The sequence below is a fragment of the Pseudomonas entomophila genome (genome assembly GCF_023277925.1).
GTDB classification, from domain to species: Bacteria; Pseudomonadota; Gammaproteobacteria; order Pseudomonadales; family Pseudomonadaceae; genus Aquipseudomonas; species Aquipseudomonas entomophila_D.
In genome coordinates this window covers 1563891-1583894 of the sequence record NZ_CP063832.1, presented here as the reverse complement: position 1 = coordinate 1583894, position 20004 = coordinate 1563891, and the positions used below count along the sequence as shown (strand labels likewise).

The 20004-nt window shown below is 65.4% G+C and carries 22 protein-coding genes and 1 pseudogene; 22 read left to right on the top strand and 1 reads right to left on the bottom strand.

Annotated elements, in window-relative coordinates; translation table 11 throughout:
- The first annotated feature begins 437 nt into the window (after window positions 1–437).
- Window positions 438–1547 (top strand): hypothetical protein, encoded by a 1110-nt coding sequence (locus IM733_RS06965; protein WP_248920166.1) that lies wholly within the window; start codon window positions 438–440, stop codon window positions 1545–1547.
- A gap of 207 nt (window positions 1548–1754) precedes the next feature.
- Here IM733_RS06965 and IM733_RS06960 read toward each other — a convergent pair whose 3' ends face one another.
- Entirely contained in the window at window positions 1755–2327 is a 573-nt protein-coding gene (locus tag IM733_RS06960) for a glyoxalase superfamily protein (RefSeq protein ID WP_248920165.1), read from the bottom strand.
- Between the two features lie 712 nt (window positions 2328–3039).
- Between IM733_RS06960 and IM733_RS06955 the strand changes: the two genes are divergently transcribed.
- From IM733_RS06955 to IM733_RS25665, 21 genes and pseudogenes are all read left to right on the top strand, one after another.
- A complete protein-coding gene (locus tag IM733_RS06955; protein WP_248920164.1) occupies window positions 3040–3258 on the top strand; it encodes a hypothetical protein in 219 nt (72 codons plus the stop codon).
- A gap of 31 nt (window positions 3259–3289) precedes the next feature.
- On the top strand, window positions 3290–3553 hold the full coding sequence (locus IM733_RS06950; protein WP_248920163.1) for a DUF3077 domain-containing protein: 264 nt from the start codon (window positions 3290–3292) through the stop codon (window positions 3551–3553).
- 335 nt (window positions 3554–3888) lie between these two features.
- On the top strand, window positions 3889–5868 hold the full coding sequence (locus tag IM733_RS06945; protein ID WP_248920162.1) for a cytochrome D1 domain-containing protein: 1980 nt from the start codon (window positions 3889–3891) through the stop codon (window positions 5866–5868).
- A complete protein-coding gene (locus tag IM733_RS06940) occupies window positions 5865–6518 on the top strand; it encodes an SCO family protein (RefSeq protein ID WP_248920161.1) in 654 nt (217 codons plus the stop codon). Before IM733_RS06945 ends, IM733_RS06940 begins: the two co-directional genes overlap by 4 nt.
- A 26-nt stretch (window positions 6519–6544) precedes the next feature.
- Window positions 6545–7171: an SCO family protein gene (locus IM733_RS06935; RefSeq protein WP_432760414.1), complete on the top strand. Its 627-nt coding sequence runs from the start codon at window positions 6545–6547 to the stop codon at window positions 7169–7171.
- 143 nt (window positions 7172–7314) lie between these two features.
- Window positions 7315–8790: an ABC transporter substrate-binding protein gene (locus tag IM733_RS06930; protein WP_248921135.1), complete on the top strand. Its 1476-nt coding sequence runs from the start codon at window positions 7315–7317 to the stop codon at window positions 8788–8790.
- A 125-nt stretch (window positions 8791–8915) separates the two neighbouring features.
- Window positions 8916–9557 (top strand): SurA N-terminal domain-containing protein, encoded by a 642-nt coding sequence (locus IM733_RS06925; RefSeq protein WP_248920159.1) that lies wholly within the window; start codon window positions 8916–8918, stop codon window positions 9555–9557.
- Window positions 9558–9796: 239 nt separating this feature from the next.
- Complete coding sequence (locus IM733_RS06920) at window positions 9797–10327, top strand: response regulator (protein ID WP_248920158.1); 531 nt, start codon at window positions 9797–9799, stop codon at window positions 10325–10327.
- 57 nt (window positions 10328–10384) lie between these two features.
- Window positions 10385–12070, top strand: coding sequence for a GspE/PulE family protein (locus tag IM733_RS06915; RefSeq protein ID WP_248920157.1), 1686 nt, complete (start codon window positions 10385–10387; stop codon window positions 12068–12070).
- Window positions 12051–12833, top strand: a complete 783-nt coding sequence (locus IM733_RS06910; RefSeq protein WP_248920156.1) for a hypothetical protein — start codon at window positions 12051–12053, stop codon at window positions 12831–12833. The genes IM733_RS06915 and IM733_RS06910 overlap by 20 nt, the downstream gene beginning before the upstream one ends.
- A 1-nt stretch (window position 12834) precedes the next feature.
- Window positions 12835–13377, top strand: coding sequence for a PilN domain-containing protein (locus tag IM733_RS06905; RefSeq protein ID WP_248920155.1), 543 nt, complete (start codon window positions 12835–12837; stop codon window positions 13375–13377).
- Window positions 13364–13915, top strand: a complete 552-nt coding sequence (gene pilO, locus IM733_RS06900) for a type 4a pilus biogenesis protein PilO (protein WP_248920154.1) — start codon at window positions 13364–13366, stop codon at window positions 13913–13915. The genes IM733_RS06905 and pilO overlap by 14 nt, the downstream gene beginning before the upstream one ends.
- Window positions 13915–14421 (top strand): hypothetical protein, encoded by a 507-nt coding sequence (locus tag IM733_RS06895; RefSeq protein WP_248920153.1) that lies wholly within the window; start codon window positions 13915–13917, stop codon window positions 14419–14421. Before pilO ends, IM733_RS06895 begins: the two co-directional genes overlap by 1 nt.
- Window positions 14418–16265, top strand: coding sequence for a secretin N-terminal domain-containing protein (locus IM733_RS06890; RefSeq protein WP_248920152.1), 1848 nt, complete (start codon window positions 14418–14420; stop codon window positions 16263–16265). The genes IM733_RS06895 and IM733_RS06890 overlap by 4 nt, the downstream gene beginning before the upstream one ends.
- Window positions 16262–16732 carry a type II secretion system protein gene (locus IM733_RS06885; RefSeq protein WP_248920151.1) on the top strand — a complete coding sequence of 157 codons (471 nt, stop codon included), beginning with the start codon at window positions 16262–16264 and terminating at the stop codon, window positions 16730–16732. Before IM733_RS06890 ends, IM733_RS06885 begins: the two co-directional genes overlap by 4 nt.
- Window positions 16733–16737: 5 nt before the next feature.
- Window positions 16738–17112: a type II secretion system protein gene (locus IM733_RS06880; RefSeq protein ID WP_248920150.1), complete on the top strand. Its 375-nt coding sequence runs from the start codon at window positions 16738–16740 to the stop codon at window positions 17110–17112.
- Complete coding sequence (locus tag IM733_RS06875; RefSeq protein ID WP_248920149.1) at window positions 17087–17608, top strand: type II secretion system protein; 522 nt, start codon at window positions 17087–17089, stop codon at window positions 17606–17608. The genes IM733_RS06880 and IM733_RS06875 overlap by 26 nt, the downstream gene beginning before the upstream one ends.
- Entirely contained in the window at window positions 17605–17997 is a 393-nt protein-coding gene (gene csgE / locus IM733_RS06870) for a curli production assembly/transport protein CsgE (RefSeq protein ID WP_248920148.1), read from the top strand. Before IM733_RS06875 ends, csgE begins: the two co-directional genes overlap by 4 nt.
- Window positions 17994–18413: a curli assembly protein CsgF gene (locus tag IM733_RS06865; protein WP_248920147.1), complete on the top strand. Its 420-nt coding sequence runs from the start codon at window positions 17994–17996 to the stop codon at window positions 18411–18413. The genes csgE and IM733_RS06865 overlap by 4 nt, the downstream gene beginning before the upstream one ends.
- 33 nt (window positions 18414–18446) lie before the next feature.
- Window positions 18447–19289 carry a CsgG/HfaB family protein gene (locus IM733_RS06860; RefSeq protein ID WP_248920146.1) on the top strand — a complete coding sequence of 281 codons (843 nt, stop codon included), beginning with the start codon at window positions 18447–18449 and terminating at the stop codon, window positions 19287–19289.
- 479 nt (window positions 19290–19768) lie between these two features.
- Window positions 19769–19868, top strand: a pseudogene (locus tag IM733_RS25665) (transposase); the annotation flags it as partial.
- Window positions 19869–20004 lie beyond the last annotated feature (136 nt).

Here is a 20004-nt window from a genome sequence, read left to right as displayed (position 1 = left end):
CTTCTCCTGAGGGCGCTTGTCTGGAGGGGGGATACTTTTTCACCCAGTTACCACACCAACCTTGGTTTTGCGTAGCTATCTGCACCGCTCCCTTTCCGTCTACAGCTCCAACTGTCGCCTGAGCATTCAACAGAGAGATCATCTGCCACCAAGCGCCATTATGTTTGAGTATCTGACCATCCTCGCTTCGATAAATGAGGTCGATGGTAGTGAATAATCCTGAGTCGCTGCTCACCTGAGCTTGGGACTGATCGGTGAAAAAACACTGTCCAAGTGGCCGTGGAGTCAGTGTCCAAGTGCGTGTGGAATCCCCGTGTAGGTTGGGGTAGGCTACGTCGGCGCCGAGCTAATTGAGTAGCAAAGGCTCTACGGAAGTCGTTGTGCCCTTGACGCGGCTTCGGCTGCAGGGCGAATTTCAGGATGAGGTGAAGGCGGTGATGAACATCGAAGAGGTATTCCAGCGCTGGAAGGCAACACTACATCGGCGGTACGGGCAAGGCTTTCCTGCCGAGTTTGTCGAGAAAGCTCATGAAAACCTACTGGCCGCCTACGCGCGCTTTAATGCCAGTGGGTGCGCCGACGCACAATTTCTTAACGAGCTGTGCTCTGCAAACGTCAATAAATCTGCCCAGCGCCTGGGCGAAATCTTGCTCTTTGAGCGCCTTGAGCATGCAGGGTACGACCCCAAACCATCGCCGAATGGCTGGGGACCGGATTTCCTGGTGCGGCAAGATGGAAAGCAAATCTGTCTTGAGCTAATCACTCCGTCGACCGGCGACGACACAAAAATCAAGGAGCTCTTCAAATCTCATGATCCGCTGCGTCCTTGCCCTAACGCTGCGACTGAGTTACGGCAACGAACGTTACTCAGAGTGACTGCGGCGATTGCAGAGAAGCTCGGCAAATACGAAGGCTATCTGAGAGATGGAGTGATCGGCACTGAGGATGTACTTGTAATCGTAGTGAACGATGCGCTCCTTTGTCCTGATTCATTCTTCTACGGAGTAAGTCACAACGCTGATGCTGGGGTTGGTGGCCAATCCCTTGCTGAGCATGCCGTTTATGGCTTTGGTCACTCTATCTGGGAGCCGGACAGCGAGGGGATAAATCACGTTAGGAAGAGCACGTACAGGGAGATCGTGGATAACCGGCCTGAGCCTGCACGGGATGGTAGTGCTCGTGGGCCGGTGCCTGTGAGCCTATTTAAAACGCCTGAACAGGATGAGGCTGCCGAAATTGCTCAGCGCGCGTCAGTAATTTCTGCTGTGCTCCAGGTGACGCTAAGGGAGGACTACGGCGTTCTGATGCTGCTGCGCGAGAAGGCTGAGACTGAGGATCGTCTCTGTGAAACTCTATTGCGTCCGGGCTCTCTTGTAATCAACCCTCGAGCAGCAAACCCTCTATATGTACCCCTTCAACGTGGTCTGATGAAGATCGTTGATTCTCCAGCTCTCACTTTAAAGGAAGCATGGGATCTGAAAAATCGTGAGCTGAAAATGCTTTTGGGCGAAGGCTATAAAGAGCAGCCATTCCCTGGTGTTGGCTGACAATAGCGACGCTCAGACTCTCAGATCCCAAGCTGTGTCTCAGATCTGCGCTCGGCCGAGCGCAGCCTTCGAAGCGCCACATGCCACTGTCATTCACTCGTGGTGCTTTGAGCGAAACGTTGAGAGGGATTCACTGTCCCGTTTCTCAAAATCAAAAGCCGGAGCGATGCCACGGCTTTTTTTGATCCGATGATAGCGCAGCCTGCGCTAGTGAGCCTGTTGAGCTTTCGAAGTCTCGCTGCTATCACTGTCTTCCAAGCTGAATATGAATGGAGGAGAGATCCAAGGACTACCAAGCCTATGGTCTCGCCCTTCACATTTCCAATGACCAGCGAGTTTTGATGGTTTCAACACAATCAAAAGATTTTCAGGATTCTGCAAGGAGCTGTCACCTAGCATGAAGCCGAGAAGCTTCGCTTGGTCAGTGTTCTCAACTAAGAGTTTCCCCTCAGCGTTGAGGCATCCTGCAAGCGAGCCCACCCCGCGGTTGATAACTTTCAATGGCTGGTAAGCCGGGTATTCAGGCTGGCTACTTTTTGACAGCTCAGCGGTGGCACCGGTTGAGGACTGAGACACGGGGCTCTGTTGGAGAGATGCATCTGGATAGTCGGGAACAGGCTCAGCCTTTCCCAACACAGCACTGGCTGTATTCCAGTCTCTATGGCCGTGCAGGGCTGCAACGGCCTCCAGGCACTGACTATGGGAGAGGACAATATTGTTTTTGGCGAGATGATTTCGCAGGCGTTTGCTCTGCTCTTTTAATGCAGTGGTCGTAAGCATGGTCGAATCCCCAAATTCCGGCGTCCCTTTGGGTGTCGTCCCTCCATTGCGACCTGCCGGTGAGAATCACCAGAGGTGTTTCTTGCTTTCACCTTTTAGCGGAGGGGGCGGGCAGCAAGCAGCCGAAACCAAAGCTATTCCAGGTCGCTCCTATTTGCAAGACGAAGCCTCAGCTTTTTCAGCCCCTAGTCAATTCCGACGTTGGTAAGCGGCGAGCCCCACCTAACACCATCATGGCTATTGTGGCGCTTTCTAGGTAGTGTGCAAAAAACAATGCCATTGAATTGCCACCGGCAAGCGCGTGTGACTTTCGCCGCAGCGCTTGTGCCAGGCGACATTCCTGATGCTTCGAATCATGGTCGCGAGGGGGCGATGTTGAAACGGCGACCTGGTTCATGGCATGCCAACCGCAAAAGATCATCAGATTTAGCCGCTTTCTTGTAGGTCGTTTCCCAAAGATAATGCGCGCGCCGTTTTTCCGTTGCGGTGGCAATCAGTGCCCTCTAGTCTCGCTGGGTCGCTGCAATCAGCGACATGGCTTTGACAGGCCGCTACGGGGTGATCGCATGGCTAGTCCTTCAATGGCGGCTGTGCGTAGGGCACGCTCGCGTGCGCCGGTTACTGATCAACTCCGCCGGTCTGTCAACCTACGTACAGCTGTCACCACCTGTTTGACAGCGGGTTGGTGACCGCCCGACTAAGGAGTAGATCAATGCTGAAGATAGTCCCCGATCCCCCCACCATCCTTGAAGACACCCTCGTCCAGACCTCCGAACACGTCCACTGCGCCCTGGCCGTCGCCCAGCAGTCCATCCAGCTCATTTCCCGGTCCCCCGGCTCGATGCTCGTGCTGGCTGCTTTGCACGAGATGGAGACGGTAAAGGCCTTGCTGGATTCGGCGCTGGCGCAAGTGCAGGCAACCCTGCACTGATGGCTGAAATGCCCACTTCAAGGAGATCCCCATGACACCGGAAGACCCCAACACCACCGTCGGCCAGACCCGCTTCTACCAGGGTGAAAACAACACCCAGCCGCTGTTCTGCATCGAGCCCGGCATCCCATGCCGGCACGCCCGCGAACAATCCTCCGAACTGATGGACTGCGTGCGCCACCTGACCCTGGTCGGGGTGATGGAGAACGACCAACGCATGGTCTGGGCGGCCCACTACCTGAGTGCCTTGGCCAAGGCGCTGATGGATGATGCCGAGCTGGGCATGGTGCATTGATATTCGGGGCTGCTTTGCAGCCCATCGCGGGTAAACCCGCTCCTACAGGGATTGCGGTCACCACAGATCCTGTAGGAGCGGGTTTACCCGCGATGGGCCGCGCAGCGGCCCCAAGTGCCCCCCCGCCTTCGGGGAATCGCCTTGGGGACTGCTCCCCAACTTTCTCGCATTGATTCTCCAACCCACTGATCTAAAAGCACTTCATCAGTGGCACAACGCTTGCTACTCCCTCCACAGAACCCTAGGTCTCCGTGGAGGTGCAGCATGGTCATCCCGCTCGAAGGCGCCGCCCCGCGCGCGCCGCATCCAACCCCCCGCCACCGAGGCGCGCCAACATGAGCGGCAAGTTGCGCCCCGCCTACCTGGGGTTGCTGATCGGCCTGGCGCTGATCGGCCTGGGGGTGGCTTACGAAAAGCTCTGGTGCGACCCCCGCGAGCTCTTGCAGGAAACCACCGACCCCTTGGCCGAACACCGCCTCAGCCGCGACGGCGTGACCGTGGAGTTCGAGGCCAGCCCCCTGGCCGGCAGCGAACTGCGCGAGGGCGACTTCGCCAATATCCGCTTCAAGGTCAGCGACCAGAGCAGCGGCCAGCCGCTGTCGGGCATGGCCCCCGGCGCTTGGCTGGACCCCGCGCAATCGGCGCCACCTGGCGACCGCGACAGCAGTTGCAAGGCGCGGGTGGCGCTGTTCCTCAAAAGCAGCATCGGCGCGCGGCCGCTGCTGGACCTGAACAGCTACTTCCTGCTGGTGCTGAACAAGGACGCCAGCCTCACGGTCATCGACCCGACCGTCTCGGTGGGCGGCGTCACCAGCACCCTGGCGCGCATCGACCTGCCAGGCCGGCCCATGGACTGGGTGGCCACCGGCGACGACAAGCAGGTGTTCGTGTCGATGCCCGAACGCGGCCAGGTGGCGCTGATCGACACCGAGACCTTCCGCCGTGTGGCCACCCTCGAGGCCGGCGCGCAGCCGTTGCGGGTGGCGCTGCAACCCGACCAGCGCCTGCTGTGGGTGGGCAACAACAGCGACAACCCAGCGAAGGGTGGGGTGACGGTGATCGACGTGCCCAGCCGCACCACGCTGAAGTCGTTCAGCACCGGCTCCGGGCACCACGAGATCGCCTTCAGCGCCGACTCGCGCTACGCCTTCGTCAGCAACCGCGACGCCGGCACCCTGAGCGTGATCGACACCACTGAGATGCGCCTGGCCAAGACCCTGGAGGTGGGGCCGCAGCCCCTGTCCGTCACCTACTCGCCACTGTCCCAGGCGGTTTACGTGGTCGATGGCCAGGAAGGCACGGTGCGGGTGATCGATGCTCGCAGCCACCTGCCACGGCACACCGTCAAGGCCGAGCAGGGCCTGGGGCCGATGCGCTTCAGCGGCGACGGACGCTTTGGCGTGGTGCTCAACACCCTGGAGAACCAGGCGCTGGTGATCGACGCCAGCACCGACCAGTTGATCCACCGCATTCCTGTGGCCGCCGAGCCGTACCAGCTGACCTTCACCAAGGCCTACGCCTATGTGCGCGGCCTGGCTTCGCCGAAGGTGAGCATGATCAACCTGGCCAGCCTCGGCCAGGGGCGCACGCCGATCGTCCAGGGCTTCGAGGCCGGCCCCGCCGCGCCGCGCCAGGCCGGCGACCTGCCGCTGGCCCAAGGGCTGAGCGTGTCCCGCGACGACAACGCGGTGTTCGTGGTCAACCCGGTGGACAACACCACCTACTTCTATGCCGAAGGCATGAACGCACCGATGTCTGGCTACAACAACCGTGGCCACCAGGCCCGCGCGGCGATCGTCATCGACCGCAGCCTGCGCGAGGTGGCGCCCGGGGTGTATGGCTCGACGGTCAGGCTGCCGGCCGCAGGCACCTTCGACGTGGCGTTCCTGCTCAATCAACCGCAGATCATCCATTGCTTCAGCACCGTGGTGGCGGCACTGCCCCAGGCCGGCGGGCACAAGGCGGTGCGCGCGGAGTTCATCGGTACCGACCGGCCGCTGCTGCAGCACAGCCCGTTCATGGCGCGGGTGCGCATCCTGAGGGAGGACGGCAAGCCGCGCACGGGCCTGGGCGACCTGAGCCTGCGCTACTTCCTGGCGCCGTCGTCGCTGCCGCGCAACCTGCCGCTCGACGAAGTGGGCGAGGGCGAGTACCAGGCCGCCTTGACCCTGCCCGAGGCCGGCGCCTGGTACCTGCATGTGCAATCGCCGAGCCTGGGGCGCAAGTTCGCCGAAGAAAACTACACCAGCCTGCGGGTCCTGCCGGCCGCCGCGGCGCCTACCGCTTCCCAAGGGGAACCCAGGAGTGTGCGATGAACGCCAACCATCCTCGCCAACTGATCGCCCTTAGCCTGCTGCTGGCCAGCCAGCTGGCCCTGGCCCATGGCGGGCACGACCATGGTGGCCCGCCCGCGCCACCGCCGACGGCCCACCAGGAAAAGGCCAGCGTGCGCTTCGCCGATGTGTCGCTGCTCGACCAGGACGGCATGCCGGTGCGCCTGGAGCAGGACCTGGTGGGGGACCGCCTGGTGGTGATGGGCTTCATCTATACCAGCTGCACCACGGTGTGCCCGGTGGTGTCGTCGATCATGGGCAAGGTCCAGCAGCAGTTGGGTGGGCGGGTGGGCGAGGAGATCCGCCTGGTGTCGATCAGCGTCGACCCGCAGCGTGACGATGCCAAGCGCCTGGCCAGCTATGCCCGGGCCTTCCAGCACGGGCCGGGGTGGAGCTGGTTGACCGGTTCGCCCTACGCCATCAGTGAAACGCTCAAGGGCCTGGGCAGCTTCAGTGCCAACCTCAGCGAGCACCCGCCGCTGATCCTGGTGGGCGACGGCCGCACCGGGCACTGGACGCGCTATTACGGCTTTACCGACCCCAACGTGTTGATCACCGAGCTCAACCGCCTCAGTGCCCGGCGGGTGCATGCCAAGACCACGGCCATTGCCGGCCAGGAGGTGCAGCCATGAGCAGCCTGAACCCACGCCCGGCCGGCATGCGCAGTTTCGACTGGGTGGTGCTGGTGGCCTGTTTGTGGATTCTCGCCTCGGTGGCCTACGCCCATGAGGGCCATGCCCCGGCGCCGCAGCCCGCGCCCCAGGCAATGGCCAGTGGCGGTGGTACGCGTGATGCGCAGACCTGGTTCACCGACACCGTGCTCAAGGACCAGAACGGCCGCGAGTTGCGTTTCTACAGCGATGTACTCAAGGACAAGGTGGTGCTGCTTAATGTCATGTTCACCCACTGCAACGACGCCTGCCCGTTGATCACCCGTAAATTGCGCGAGGTGCGCGAGGCGATGGGCGCGGAACTGGCGGCGCAGGTGACCTTCGTCTCGGTGAGCAGCGACCCGCTCAACGACACCCCCGATGTACTCAAGGCCTTTGCCGTGAAGCAGGGCGTGGACGGGCCCAACTGGTTGTTCCTGACCGGCGATAAAGCCAGCGTCGACTTGGTGCTGGGGCGTCTGGGGCAGTTCCTGCCCAGCCCCGAGCAGCACTCGACGCAACTGATCGCCGGGGATGTGGCGGGCAAGCGCTGGAGCAAGGTCCGCCCCGACGCGCCGCCTGCGGCGATTGCCCAGCGCATGCAGTTGCTGGCGCAGCCGTTGGCGGGGCGGTGAGCATCATGAGCCGCTGGGCCAATGGGCGACACATCGGCTGTGGGGGCATGGGGCTGGCGGTGGCCAGGCTAGGCTGTTCGCCGGCAAGGCCGGCGCCTACGGGGGGGGCGGCAGGCATCAGAGCGTTGCTGCTGTGCCTGGTAATGTGCAACACGGCCCAAGCCCTCGACCTGACAGCCCAGGAGCAGGCCGGCAAGCGGCTGTATCGCGAAGGGGTGTCCAGCAGCGACGCCCAACTGCTGGCCCGGGTCGGCGCCAGCGACATCACGGTACCCGCCAGTGTGCTGCCCTGCGCCAGTTGCCATGGCAACGACGGGCGCGGCCGCAGTGAGGGCGGGGTGCGGCCAGCGAGCCTGGACTGGCAGCGCCTGGCCCTTGGGCCGGGCGTACGCGAAACCAACAGCCGGCGCTACCCGGCCTATACAGAATCGAGCCTGGCGCAGGTCATCCGCAGCGGCATCGACCCTGCCGGCAACCGCCTGGACCCAGCCATGCCGCGCTTCGAGCTGAGCCTGGCCGACCAGCGCAACCTGACGGCCTACCTTAAACGCCTGGGTGAGGAACGCGACCCAGGGCTGGAGGAGGGGGTGCTGCGCTTGGGCACGCTGCTGCCGCAAAGCGGCCCCCTGGCCGAGGCTGGGCGCGTGGTGAAAGCGGTGCTGGAGGATGGCGTCGCCCAGATCAACCAGCAAGGTGGCTTGCATGGGCGGCGCTTGCAGCTGGTCGCGCTGGACCCTGGGTACGATCCGGCCAGCGCCGGGCAGGCGCTGGACAGGTTGTTGCATCAGGAGCAGGTGTTCGCCTTGATCGCGCCACTGGCCGCGCAGCTGGACAGTGCCACGCTGGCCCGCGAAGGCGTGCCCCTGATCGGCAGCACGCCGCGTGACGGCGGGGCTACGCCGGTGTTCGACCCGCTGCCCTCACTGCCCGAGCAGTTGCTCAGCCTGGCCGTGCATGGGCGTGATGGGCTCGGTCTGCGCGGCGATACCTTGCAGGTGGTGTTTGCCGGCGAAAACCAGGCGGCCGCCGCCAACGCCTTACAGGGCCGCTTGCGCAGCCTGGGTTTTGCCTTGCCCGAGGCGCAGGCATTCAATGGCCAGGCACCGAGCGCTGAGGGCATTCTTTTCCTCGGTGGTGCCCCGGCCTTTGCCGAACTGGCCGCGACGTTGCAGGCGCAGGGGCGAACACCGTACTTGTTCGCCGCCTCCAGCCAGGTGGCCAGCGTGCTGCCGACGCTCTCGGCGCAGTGGTCGCAGCGTCTGTTGCTGGCGTACCCGTTCGTCCCAGGTGATTGGACCGACACGGGCCGGGCGACGCTGGCCGGGGTTCGTCAACGCCAGGGGCTGGATGCCCGGCAGGCGTCGCTGCAGGTCGGCACGTTGTGCGCCTGGCGGTTGCTGACCGAAGCGTTGAAGCGGATCGGGCGGGACGCCAGCCGTGAGCAATTGATCAACGCCTTGGAGCAGTTGCATGCGCTCGACACCGGCCTCACCCCACCCCTGGGCTTTGGCCCGGGGCGGCGGCAGGGCATGGCCGGTGCTCATGTGGTCGCGGTGAGCTTGCCGGGGCCGGGTTTCACCGAGGTCGCGCCGTATCGCGCCGCGGCGCAGGCGCCATGAATGCTGTAGGAGCGGCTTCAGCCGCGATGAATCCAACACGGTGCAGGGCACCCGCTGGCGGGGGATCGCGGCTGAAGCCGCTCCTACAAGGGGCGTGCCAGACGACACGATGAGAGGAGGTTGCCATGCGTATCTTGCTGCTGTGCCTGCTGCTGGGCGTCACCCCGGCCATCTTTGCCGACGTCCCCGTGGCCCGGGTCAACGGCGTGGAAATCGGCGCGCTACGCCTGGAGCGTTACTTCACCGAGTACCTCCAGGCCCAGGGGCGGGCGGTGGCCAGCATCCGCAACCCCAACCTGTACCAGCGCCTGCGCGAGCAAGCACTGGACGAGTTGATCGACAAGGAGCTGCTGTGGCAGGAGGCGCGCCGGCAAGGCATCGTCATCGACGATGAGCAGGTGAGGGCGCGGATCGCCGACATCGAGGCCGCTTTCGGCAGCCCGGCCGTGTTTGCCCGCCGTCTGGAAGAGGCAGGCTTCGATCACGACCGCTTCGCTGACTACACTCGACATGAGATGGCCGCCCAGGAAGCGTTCGCGCGGCTGACCGTGGTCGACGAGCCCAGCGCCGCCGAGATCGCGGCCTTCCAACACGCCAACCGGCAAAGACTGCAAGGGATGCAGAACCAAAGTGATACTACTTCTGTCTTATCGGAACCGGACCCGCGCCTGGCCAGGGATGCGCTCGTCGCGAAGTTGCAGGGCCAGGCTCGCCAGGCCGTGCGCCAACGTTTGCGTGAATCCGCTACAGTGGAGCGCGCCGACTGAGCCGCCCACCAAGGCGTTTCCCCAACAGTGGGGAAAGCGGGTTTGGCCAAATGCCATCACTTCCCCGGTTATGGGGGAGTGCGCGCACGCAAGCCCCGGGCGATATAAAAATTTCGATAAGAAACAGTTAGTTGAATGTGGTGCGCAATGCCCCTTCATGCCTGGCACGAAGCCTGCTCAAGCCTCTACAAGGCCGCACTTCGTAGTCCGGGAAACCGGGCAGTTCATGGGAGTGGACCTTGGTGAACAGAGTATTGGTAGTCGATGACGAACAGACCCTTGCGCAGAACCTGCAAGCCTATCTGCAGGCGCAAGGCCTGGAAGTCCACGTCGCCCACGATGGCGCCAGCGGCATCAGCGAGGCTGAAACCCTGGCGCCGGATGTGATCGTGCTGGACTATCGCTTGCCCGACATGGAGGGGTTTCAGGTTCTGGAGACCGTGCGCAGGAACAGGCCGTGCCATTTTGTGCTGATCACCGCCCACCCGACCATCGAGGTGCGTGAGCGGGCCGCCGAACTGGGTGTGAGCCATGTTCTGTTCAAGCCGTTCCCGCTGATGGAACTGGCCCGCGCGATCTTCGACCTGATGGGCATCGAGCGCCAGCGCAAGGCCACGGACCGCCCGGCCGAGGGTTTCGTCGAACGACGCCTGAACAGCAACGAGTCGTTCCCCTTGCAGTTGTACGATGGCAGCTGGGTCCTGGCCGACCGCCGACGCAACGGTGGCCAGCCCACCGAACCTGACGACCAACTGCTCACCGGGGAATAGCGGCGCCCGCGGCCACTTCCCCAGCCTGCGACGCGCCCCTGAGCGGAGTCGCAGGCCATGTCCCAGGCATTCGATACAGACTCACAAAAAGCGCAGGGCTACGCTCGCGATCTGCTGAACCAGGCCCGCACCCTGGCAGGTGAAGAGCGCCTGCTGACCCACCTCGAACGCCTCGCCAACGACCCGCCCGCCACCTTCACCCAGCGCCTGGCCGCCACCCTGCATTACCCGGTGCTCGCCCCCCAGGCCCTGTTCGACAGCAAGCCTGCCTTCGACCAGGTCAACCTGGCCCAGTGCCTGAAACGCGAATTCGTTCTGGTCGAACACCAAGGGCAACGGGTCGGTGTGTTCGCCGACCCCTTCGACAGCGCCCGCCTGGCCTGGATCGACGACTGCTTGCAGGGTGCGCCGTTGTACCTGACCCACGCCGCCGACCTGGCGGCGTTCCTGGCGCGTCACGAAGAGAGCTTCCACGCCGTCGATACCCTCGACAGCAACAGCGAGGCCGGCAGTGACGCCGACCCACTGCAACGCCTGTCGTTGACCAGCATCAGCGAAGACCAGAGCCGGGTGGTCAAGCTGGTCAACGCCACCCTCTATGACGCCCTCAAGCAGCACGCCAGCGACATCCACCTGGGTATGACCGGCCAGGGCCTGACCATCAAGTACCGCATCGACGGCGTGCTCAACGGCGCTGGCAAGGCCAGCGGCAGCGCCTTCGCCGAGCAGGTGATCTCGCGGATCAAGGTGATGGCCGAGCTGGATATCGGCGAGAAGCGCATTCCCCAGGACGGCCGCTTCAAGGTGGCCATCGGCGAGCGCCAGATCGACTTTCGCGTGTCGATCATGCCGAGCATCTTCGGCGAGGACGCCGTGCTGCGGGTGCTCGACAAGCAGGACCTGTCGGACAAGGCCAGCGGCGTGCGCTTGCAGGCCCTGGGCTTCGAGGACGATACCCTGCGCGCCCTGCGCCGGCTGGCCAGCGAGCCCTACGGCATGATCCTGGTCACCGGCCCCACCGGCAGCGGCAAGACCACCACGCTGTACGCCATGCTCAGCGAGATCAACCACGGCGTCGACAAGATCATCACCATCGAAGACCCGGTCGAGTATCAACTGCCCGGGGTGTTGCAAATCCCGGTCAACGAGAAAAAGGGCCTGACCTTCGCCCGTGGCCTGCGCTCGATCCTGCGCCACGACCCGGACAAGATCCTGGTCGGTGAGATCCGCGACCCGGACACCGCGCAGATCGCCGTGCAGTCGGCGCTCACTGGGCACCTGGTGTTCACCACCATCCACGCCAACAACGTGTTCGACGTGATCGGCCGCTTCAGCCAGATGCAGGTCGACCCGTACAGCTTCGTCTCGGCGCTCAACGCCGTGCTGGCCCAGCGCCTGGTGCGCCTGGCCTGCCCGCATTGCGCGGTGGCCTGCGTGCCGGACGACGAACTGCTCGCGGCCTCGGGGTTGAGCCGTGACGGGGTAGCGGGCTGGCGGTTCATGCGCGCCCAGGGCTGCGGCCAGTGCCGCGGCAGCGGCTATCGCGGGCGCAGCGCCATCGCCGAACTGCTGCACCTGGACGACGACCTGCGGCAGATGATCGTCGAACGCCGGCCCCTGGCGCAGATCCGCCAGCTGGCCTGCCAGCGCGGCCTGCGCCTGTTGCGGGCCTCGGCCCTGGACCTGGTCCGCGCGGGCCGAACCACACTGGAGGAGATCAACCGTGTCACATTCATTGCCTGATCACTATTGCGCCGTGCTCGGCGCCGAGGGTGTCGGCCTGGGAGGCTGGCACGGTCGTCACCATCACTGGCTGGGCAGCCGCCCGTTCGACTGCCAGGCCGCACAACCGGCCTGGGGCGCGGCGCTGGACGCCCTGGGCGAACTGCTCGGTGCGCACCCGGTGAAGGGTGGGCAACTGCGGGTGCTGCTGTCGGCGCGCTTCAGCCGCTTCTGCCTGGTGCCCTGGAGTGCTGCCATCGGCACGCCCCGCGAGCTGGACACCTATGCCCGAGCCTGTTTCGAGCAACTCTACGGGCAGCCGCTGGATGACTGGCGCATCATGCTGTCGCCGGAGCCTGCCGGTGCCGCGCGCATTGCCACGGCACTGCCAGAGGCGCTGTTGCAGGGCTTGCGGGAGCTGGGCCGGGAGCGCCGCCTGAGCCTGCGCTCGGTACAGCCTTACCTGATGGCCGCCTACAACCACTGCGCGGCGCGGATGGCGCAGGGGGATTTCCTCTTCGTGCTCGCCGAGCCACGCCGCAGCGTGCTGCTGCTGGCAGCGGACGGCGCCTGGCAACAGGTGCTGGCCCAGGGCTGCGCCGACACCGACCAGGCCCTGCAGGCATTGATCGCGCGCACTTGCGAGCTGTACGGCGGGCCGCCGCCACGGGTCTACCTGCATGCCCCCGGGCGGCAGGCGCTGGCGGATATCGGTGCGGTGCAGCTGTGCCCGCTGGCCGGCGAGGCCGATCCGCTGTGCGCCATGTGGCGGGCGGTGGCCTGACATGCGCCGCCTCGACCTGGAATTCCAACCCCGGCGCAACGGCTCGCTGGCCTGGGCGCTGCTGGCCTTGGGGGGCGCGGCGCTGGCGGTGCTGGTGCTGGCCCAGCAACAGCTGGTGAGCGAGCAGGCGGGCCTGGAAGCCCGTGTGCATCAGCTTGAGCTGCAACTCGGTCGCCGCCCGGCCAGCGCCGCGCCACAAAGCAGCGCGGTGGTGCGCGAGCAGGCCGAGCGCCTGGCGCAGATGCGCAGCGTGTCGCAGCAGTTGCAACGGCCCTGGCAGCAGCTGTTCGCCATGCTCGAGGCCATGCCCCAGGAGGATGTGGCGCTGCTCAGCCTCACGCCCGATGCGCGTAAAGGGCAGGTGCGCATCACGGCCGAGGCCCGCGACCTAGAGGCCATGTTGCAGTACCACCAGCGCCTGGAACGCAGTGAAGCGCTGTCGGATGTGTCGCTGCTCAACCACGAGATCGTTGCTGGGCAGGCCGAGTATCCCGTGCGTTTCAACCTCACCGCCACCTGGGAGACCGGCCATGCGCGTCCCTAGCCTGATCCTGCTTGAGGCCGCCCAGCGCCTGGGGCGCGTGGGGCTGGCCGCGATCCTGATGGCCCTGTTGGTGGCGGCGGTGGCCTTGGCCGGGGTGCTGCCGCTGTGGCAGCAGGTGCGCGAGCTGCGTGCCAGCGAGGCGGACGCCAGCGTCCAGGTGCGGCGCCTGGCGCGTGGCGAGCTGAAAGTCCAGGTGCAGCCTGAGCAACAGGCGCTGGACGATCTGCGCCAGCAACTGCCCGGCCAGCCCCAGGCCAGCGAGCTGATCGAGCGCCTGTACCGGTTGGCCGAGGCCGAGCGCATCAGCCTGGCCCGCGGCGAGTATGCCCTGGGCGTCGATCCCAAGACCCAGCTGGCGCGCTACCAGATCGTCCTGCCGGTGCGCGGCAGCTATCCGCAGATCCGCGGGTTTCTCAAGGCGCTGCTGGGCCAGCTGCCGACCCTGGTGCTGGAAGACCTGGAGCTGCAACGCAAGCGGATCGGCGAGCGTGAACTCACCGGCCGGGTACGCATGACCCTTTACCTGTCGAGGTCGTGATGAACATTCAGCGCGTGGTGCTGTGGGGTGGGTTTCTTGGGGTCAGTGCTTTGCTGGCGTGGGCGCCGGGGCATTGGTTCGGCAAGGAAGACGAGTTGGCTTCAATCGCGGCTGAAGCCGCTCCTGCAGGGGCGGCGGCGGTTACGGAATCTGTAGGAGCGGCTTCAGCGGCGAAAGGGCCGGTACAGGCTTCCAGGGACCTGTTCCCGGCCCAGCAATGGACCCCACCGCAACCCCTGGCCACCGTCACCGAACAACCCGTGGTCACCGCCCCCGTGGTGGCCGCGCCCACGGCGCCGGCGTTGCCGTTCCAGTTCGTCGGCCGCCTGGGCGACCGCGACGACCTGCAGGTGTTCCTGCAGAACGGCGAGAAGCTCTACGTCGTGCGCCAGGGCGACGTGATCGAAGACACCTACCGCCTCGACCGGGTCTCGGCCAGCGAGCTGAGCCTGGTCTACCTGCCACTGCACCAGCCACAGACCCTGTCTGTAGGGAGCGCACCATGAAGCCTTCGAAGTCGTGCACGCCTGCTCCGTTCCTGCTGCTGGCCCTGTGCGTGGCCATCGCCGGATGCGGCTCCAGCGCCGTGCGCAAGGATAGCGCCGAACTGATGAAGGAGGGCCAGTACGAGGCCGGCATCGCCCGGCTCGAGGAAGCCCTGCGCGATGACCCGCGCGACACCGAGCTGAACATCGCCCTGGCCCATGGCCGCCAGGCGGCGGTCGAGGCCCTGCTGGGCCAGGCCGACAGCGACCGCATCCGCCACGACTTTGCCGGCGCGCGCATGGGCTACGGCCGGGTGCTGACCCTCGAGCCGAACAACCGCCGCGCGCAGGAGGGCATCCGCCAGCTGGAGCTGATCCGCACCCTCGACGAGCGTGTCGCCCTGGGCCAGGCGGCGCTGCGCCAGGGCGACCTGTTCGGCGCCGAGCGCTACATGCGCGAGGTGCTGCGCCTGGACCCGCAGAACCAGAAGGGCATCATGCTGCGCAGCGATATCGAGAACGTCCAGGCGCGCACCGCCCAGCCGTTCCCGCTACTGCGCAGCAAGCTGGAGCGGCCGGTCACCCTGGAGTTTCGCGACGCCAACCTGAAGACCATCTTCGAGGTGCTGGCCCAGGTCGCCGGGATCAACTTCATCTTCGACCGCGACCTGCGCCCGGACATGAAAGCCACCATCTTCGTGCGCGAGGTGCGCATCGAGGACGCCGTGGCGCTGTTGCTGGAGCAGAACCAGCTGCGCCAGAAGATCGTCAACGACAACACCCTGCTGGTCTACCCGGACTCGCCGCAGAAGACCAAGGACTACCAGGAACTGGTCATGCGCACCTTCTACCTGACCAGCATCGACGCCAACACCGCGATGAACATGCTCAAGACCATGCTCAAGACCCGCGACGTGTTCGTCGACGAACGCCTCAACACCCTGACCATGCGCGACACCCCCGACGCGGTGCGCATGGCCGAGAAGCTGCTGCAGTCCCAGGACCAGTCCAACCCCGAGGTGGTGCTGGAGGTGGAGGTGATGGAGGTGGCCACCTCGCGCATCCTCGACCTCGGCCTGCAATGGCCCAACACGTTTGGCGTGCTGACCAGCGACGGCAAGTCGGTCAGCGTGCTCGACCAGTTGCGCGGCATCGACTCCAGCCGCATCAGCATCTCGCCGGCGCCGCAAGCCAAGATCAACGCCCAGGACAAGGACATCAACACCCTGGCCAGCCCGGTGATCCGGGTCAGCAATCGCGAACAGGCGCGCATCCACATCGGCCAGCGGGTGCCGATCATCAGCGCCACTTCCGTCCCTTCCACCCAAGGGCCGGTGATCACCGAAAGCGTCACCTACCTGGATGTCGGTTTGAAGCTCGAGGTGCAGCCCACCGTGCACCTGAACAATGAGGTGGCGATCAAGGTGGCGCTGGAGGTAAGCAATGCCACGCCGCTGGAGGCGACCCGCCAGGGCACTATCCCGGTCCAGGTCGATACCCGCAATGCCCAGACCAGCCTGCGCCTGCACGACGGCGAAACCCAGGTGCTGGCCGGGCTGGTGCGCAACGACCACAACGCCAGCGGCAACAAGATCCCGGGGCTGGGGGACATTCCCGGCCTGGGTCGGCTGTTCGGCAGCAACAAGGACGACATGAGCAAGTCCGAGCTGGTGCTGGCGATCACCCCGCGCATCGTGCGCAACCTGCCGTACCAGAGCCCGTCGGACATGGAATTCGGCACCGGCACCGAGTCGAGCATGCAGGTGCGGCAGATGGCCCGGCCATTGCCCGCGAGCGATGGCGACGCACAACCGGGTAGCGTGCCCATGGTCGAAGGCCAGATGGCCGTGGTGCCGCGGCCATGAACCGCCAACAGGGTTTCAGCCTGATCGAGGTGGTGCTCACCCTGGCCTTGCTGGGCCTGCTCGCCAGCCTGGCCGCGCCGCTGACTGAGACCGTGGTGCGCCGTGGCAAGGAACAACAGCTGCGCGAGGCCCTGTACCAGATCCGCGACGCCATCGACGCCTATAAGCGCGCTTTCGACGCCGGCTATATCGAGGAGCGCCTGAACGCCAGCGGCTACCCGCCGAGCTTGCAGGTGCTGGTGGAGGGCGTGCGCGACGTGCGCAGCGCCAAGGGCGCGCGGTTCTACTTCCTGCGGCGCATCCCCCACGACCCGCTGCGCCCGGCCAAGGCCGACGACCAGGGGGGCTGGGGGCTGCGCGCCTACGCCAGCAGCGCCGACAACCCGCGCGACGGCGAGGACGTGTTCGACGTGTATTCCACCGCCACAGGCAAAGGCCTGAACGGCATCCCCTACGGGCAATGGTGACAGTGATGAAACGCAACCAAGGTTTCACCCTGATCGAGCTGCTGGTGGTGATGGCGATCATCGCGACCCTGATGACCATCGCCTTGCCGCGCTACTTCAATAGCCTCGAAGCGTCCCGCGAGGCGACCCTGCGCCAGAGCCTGGCGGTGCTGCGCGAGGCCCTGGACCACTACTACGGCGACACCGGGCACTACCCCGATTCCCTCGAGCAACTGGTGGAGCAGCGCTACCTGCGCAATACCCCGCTCGACCCAATCAGCGAACGCCGCGATGGCTGGCAACTGGTGCCGCCGCCCGAGGGTGTGGCGGGCGGGGTGGCCGACATCAAGAGCGGAGCCAGTGGGAGGGCGCGCGATGGCAGCCTCTATGCCGAATGGTGAAACCGGCTTCACCTACCTGGGCGTGCTGCTGCTGATCGCGGTCAGCAGCGTGGCCCTGGCCGCCACCGGCACGCTGTGGGCCACCAGCGCCCAGCGCGAGCACGAGCGCCAACTGCTGTGGGTGGGCGGCCAGTACGCCCAGGCCCTGCGCAGCTACTACCGTGCCTCGCCGGGGTTGGCCCAGTACCCGCAGGGCCTGGGCGAGCTGGTCGAGGATAACCGCTTCCCCACGCCACGCCGGCATATCCGCAGGCTGTATCCCGACCCGCTGACCGGCAGCGACGACTGGGGCCTGCTGCGCGCGGTCGATGGCCGCATCACCGGCGTGCACAGCCGCTCCGATGCGCAGCCGCTCAAGCGCAGCGGCTTCGATGCCCAGTGGAGCGGTTTCGAGGGGTTGGAGCACTACAGCGACTGGCAGTTCGTCGCCGAGCAGGCCTTCGCCGAAGGTGCCGGTGGCGCGCGCCGGCACAACGGCCCGGGAGACGCGCCATGAACCGCCTGGCCATCGCCCTGTGCCTGTGCCTGGCGCTGGCGGGCCAGGCACACGCCGGTGACGAGGACGAGATGATGGGTTTCATCGTCGACAACACCATTTCGCACATCGGCCACGACTTCTACTACGCCTTCAGCGACCGGCTGCGCGCCACCAGCCGGCTGGATTTCAACCTGGTGGTGCGCGAACGCCCGGATGCCCGCTGGGGCAGCCTGGTCACCGTCGAATACGAACGCGAGGTGGTGTACCGGCGCTTCCTGCCGCCCAACACCACGCAACTGAAGGACGAGGCCATCGAGGCCGCGGACCTGGTCCGCCAGCAGATCGTCCAGCGCAAGCTGCAACGGTTGCTGCAGGACACCACCGACCTGGAGAGGGACGAGCTATGAGCCACCACACCCCCCTGCGTATCGCCGCCTGCCTGCTGGCTGCCAGCCTCGCCGGCCAGGCCCTGGCCACGGAGCTGGTGTATACGCCGGTCAACCCGGCGTTCGGCGGCAACCCGCTGAACGGCACCTGGCTGCTCAACAACGCCCAGGCGCAGAACGACCACGACGACCCGGACCTCAAGGATCGTGCCTCGGCGTTCGCCGGCACCAGTGCCCTTGAACGCTTCAGCAACCAGTTGGAGTCGCGCTTGCTGGGGCAGTTGCTGGACAACATCGGCAACGGCCAGGGCGGCAGCATGGCCACCGACGCCTTCCTCATCGATGTGCTCGACGACTCGGGGGCCCTGAGCATTCGGGTCACCGACCGCGCCACGGGGGAAGTCTCGATCATCGACGTGAGCGGCCTGAACCCCTGAGAGGGACAGGGCCATGACTGGGGAGAGAACACCATGAAACGCCTGCTGAGCACGTTGCTGATCCTCGCCGCCCTGCAAGGCTGCGGCCTGCGCGAGCCGATGCCCGCCGAACAGGATGCCGAGACCCCGACCCTGACGCCACGGGCTTCGACCTACTACGACCTGATCAACATGCCTCGCCCGCGCGGGCGGCTGATGGCGGTGGTGTACGGTTTCCGCGACCAGACCGGGCAGTACAAGCCGACCCCGGCCAGCTCGTTCTCCACCAGCGTCACCCAGGGCGCGGCGAGCATGTTGATGGACGCGCTCAATGCCAGCGGCTGGTTCGTGGTGCTCGAACGCGAGGGCCTGCAGAACCTGCTGACCGAGCGCAAGATCATCCGCGCCTCGCAGAAGAAACCCGACGTCGCCGAGAACATCCAGGGCGAGCTGCCGCCGCTGCAGGCGGCCAACCTGATGCTCGAAGGCGGCATCATCGCCTATGACACCAACGTGCGCAGTGGCGGTGAGGGCGCGCGCTACCTGGGCATCGACATCTCCCGCGAGTACCGGGTCGACCAGGTGACGGTGAACCTGCGGGCGGTGGACGTACGCACCGGGCAGGTGCTGGCCAATGTGATGACCAGCAAGACCATCTACTCGGTCGGGCGCAGTGCCGGGGTGTTCAAGTTCATCGAGTTCAAGAAGCTGCTCGAAGCCGAAGTGGGCTACACCACCAACGAGCCGGCACAGTTGTGCGTGTTGTCGGCGATCGAGGCGGCGGTGGGGCACTTGCTGGCCCAGGGCATCGAGCGGCGGTTGTGGCAGGTGGCGGGCGAGGCGGCGGGGGACAAGGCGGTGCTGGACAAGTACCTGAGCCAGTATCAGCAGCCGTAGGTGGTATGCCAGGCGGTGTTGTGCGCCTACCTGCCCACACCCCCAGCCGCTCACTGATGAACCTTTCATGACAAAAGTTCGGTAGCAAAGCGCCATCTCCGTCAAAGCCATGGACACGGACGACGCGCCTCGCCCAAGGGGCGGGCGCACCGTAGAAGCGGGCGGGGAGTGGGGCGATGGGAACTATGGAACGCTACACCAAAGTGGGGATGCAGGAGCTCGACCAACGCCTGGCGAAAATCGTCGAGGCGGCGCGCAAGCAGCCGGTCTCGGTGTACCGCTACGGTGCACCGTGGGTATGGATCGTCTCCCAGGAAGACTGGCAGGGCGCCCTGCGTGAGGTGGCCAGCTGCGTGCCGCCAGGGCATTCGCTGGCCCTGCTCAAGCCGCGCATCGAGACACTGCTGGGCGAGTACCAGGCACCGCTGGCCCTGCTGGCCGAGCAGCAGGGCATGACCATCGCCCCGCACACGCTGATGCACGTGCTGCTGTTGCAGCTGCTGTATTCGGTGCCCAGCGAGAAGCAGCTCTACGAACAGCTCAACTACAACCTGCTGTTCCGCTGGTTCGCCGGCCTTGAGCTCAAGTCGCGGGTATGGAACTTCAACCTGTTCAGCCACGACCTGGGGTTGCTGCTGGGCAGCGCCATGGCGGTGTCGCTGTTGCAGCGCATGGTCGATGAAGTGCTCGGCGCCAGCCTGCAGGCGATGCCGGA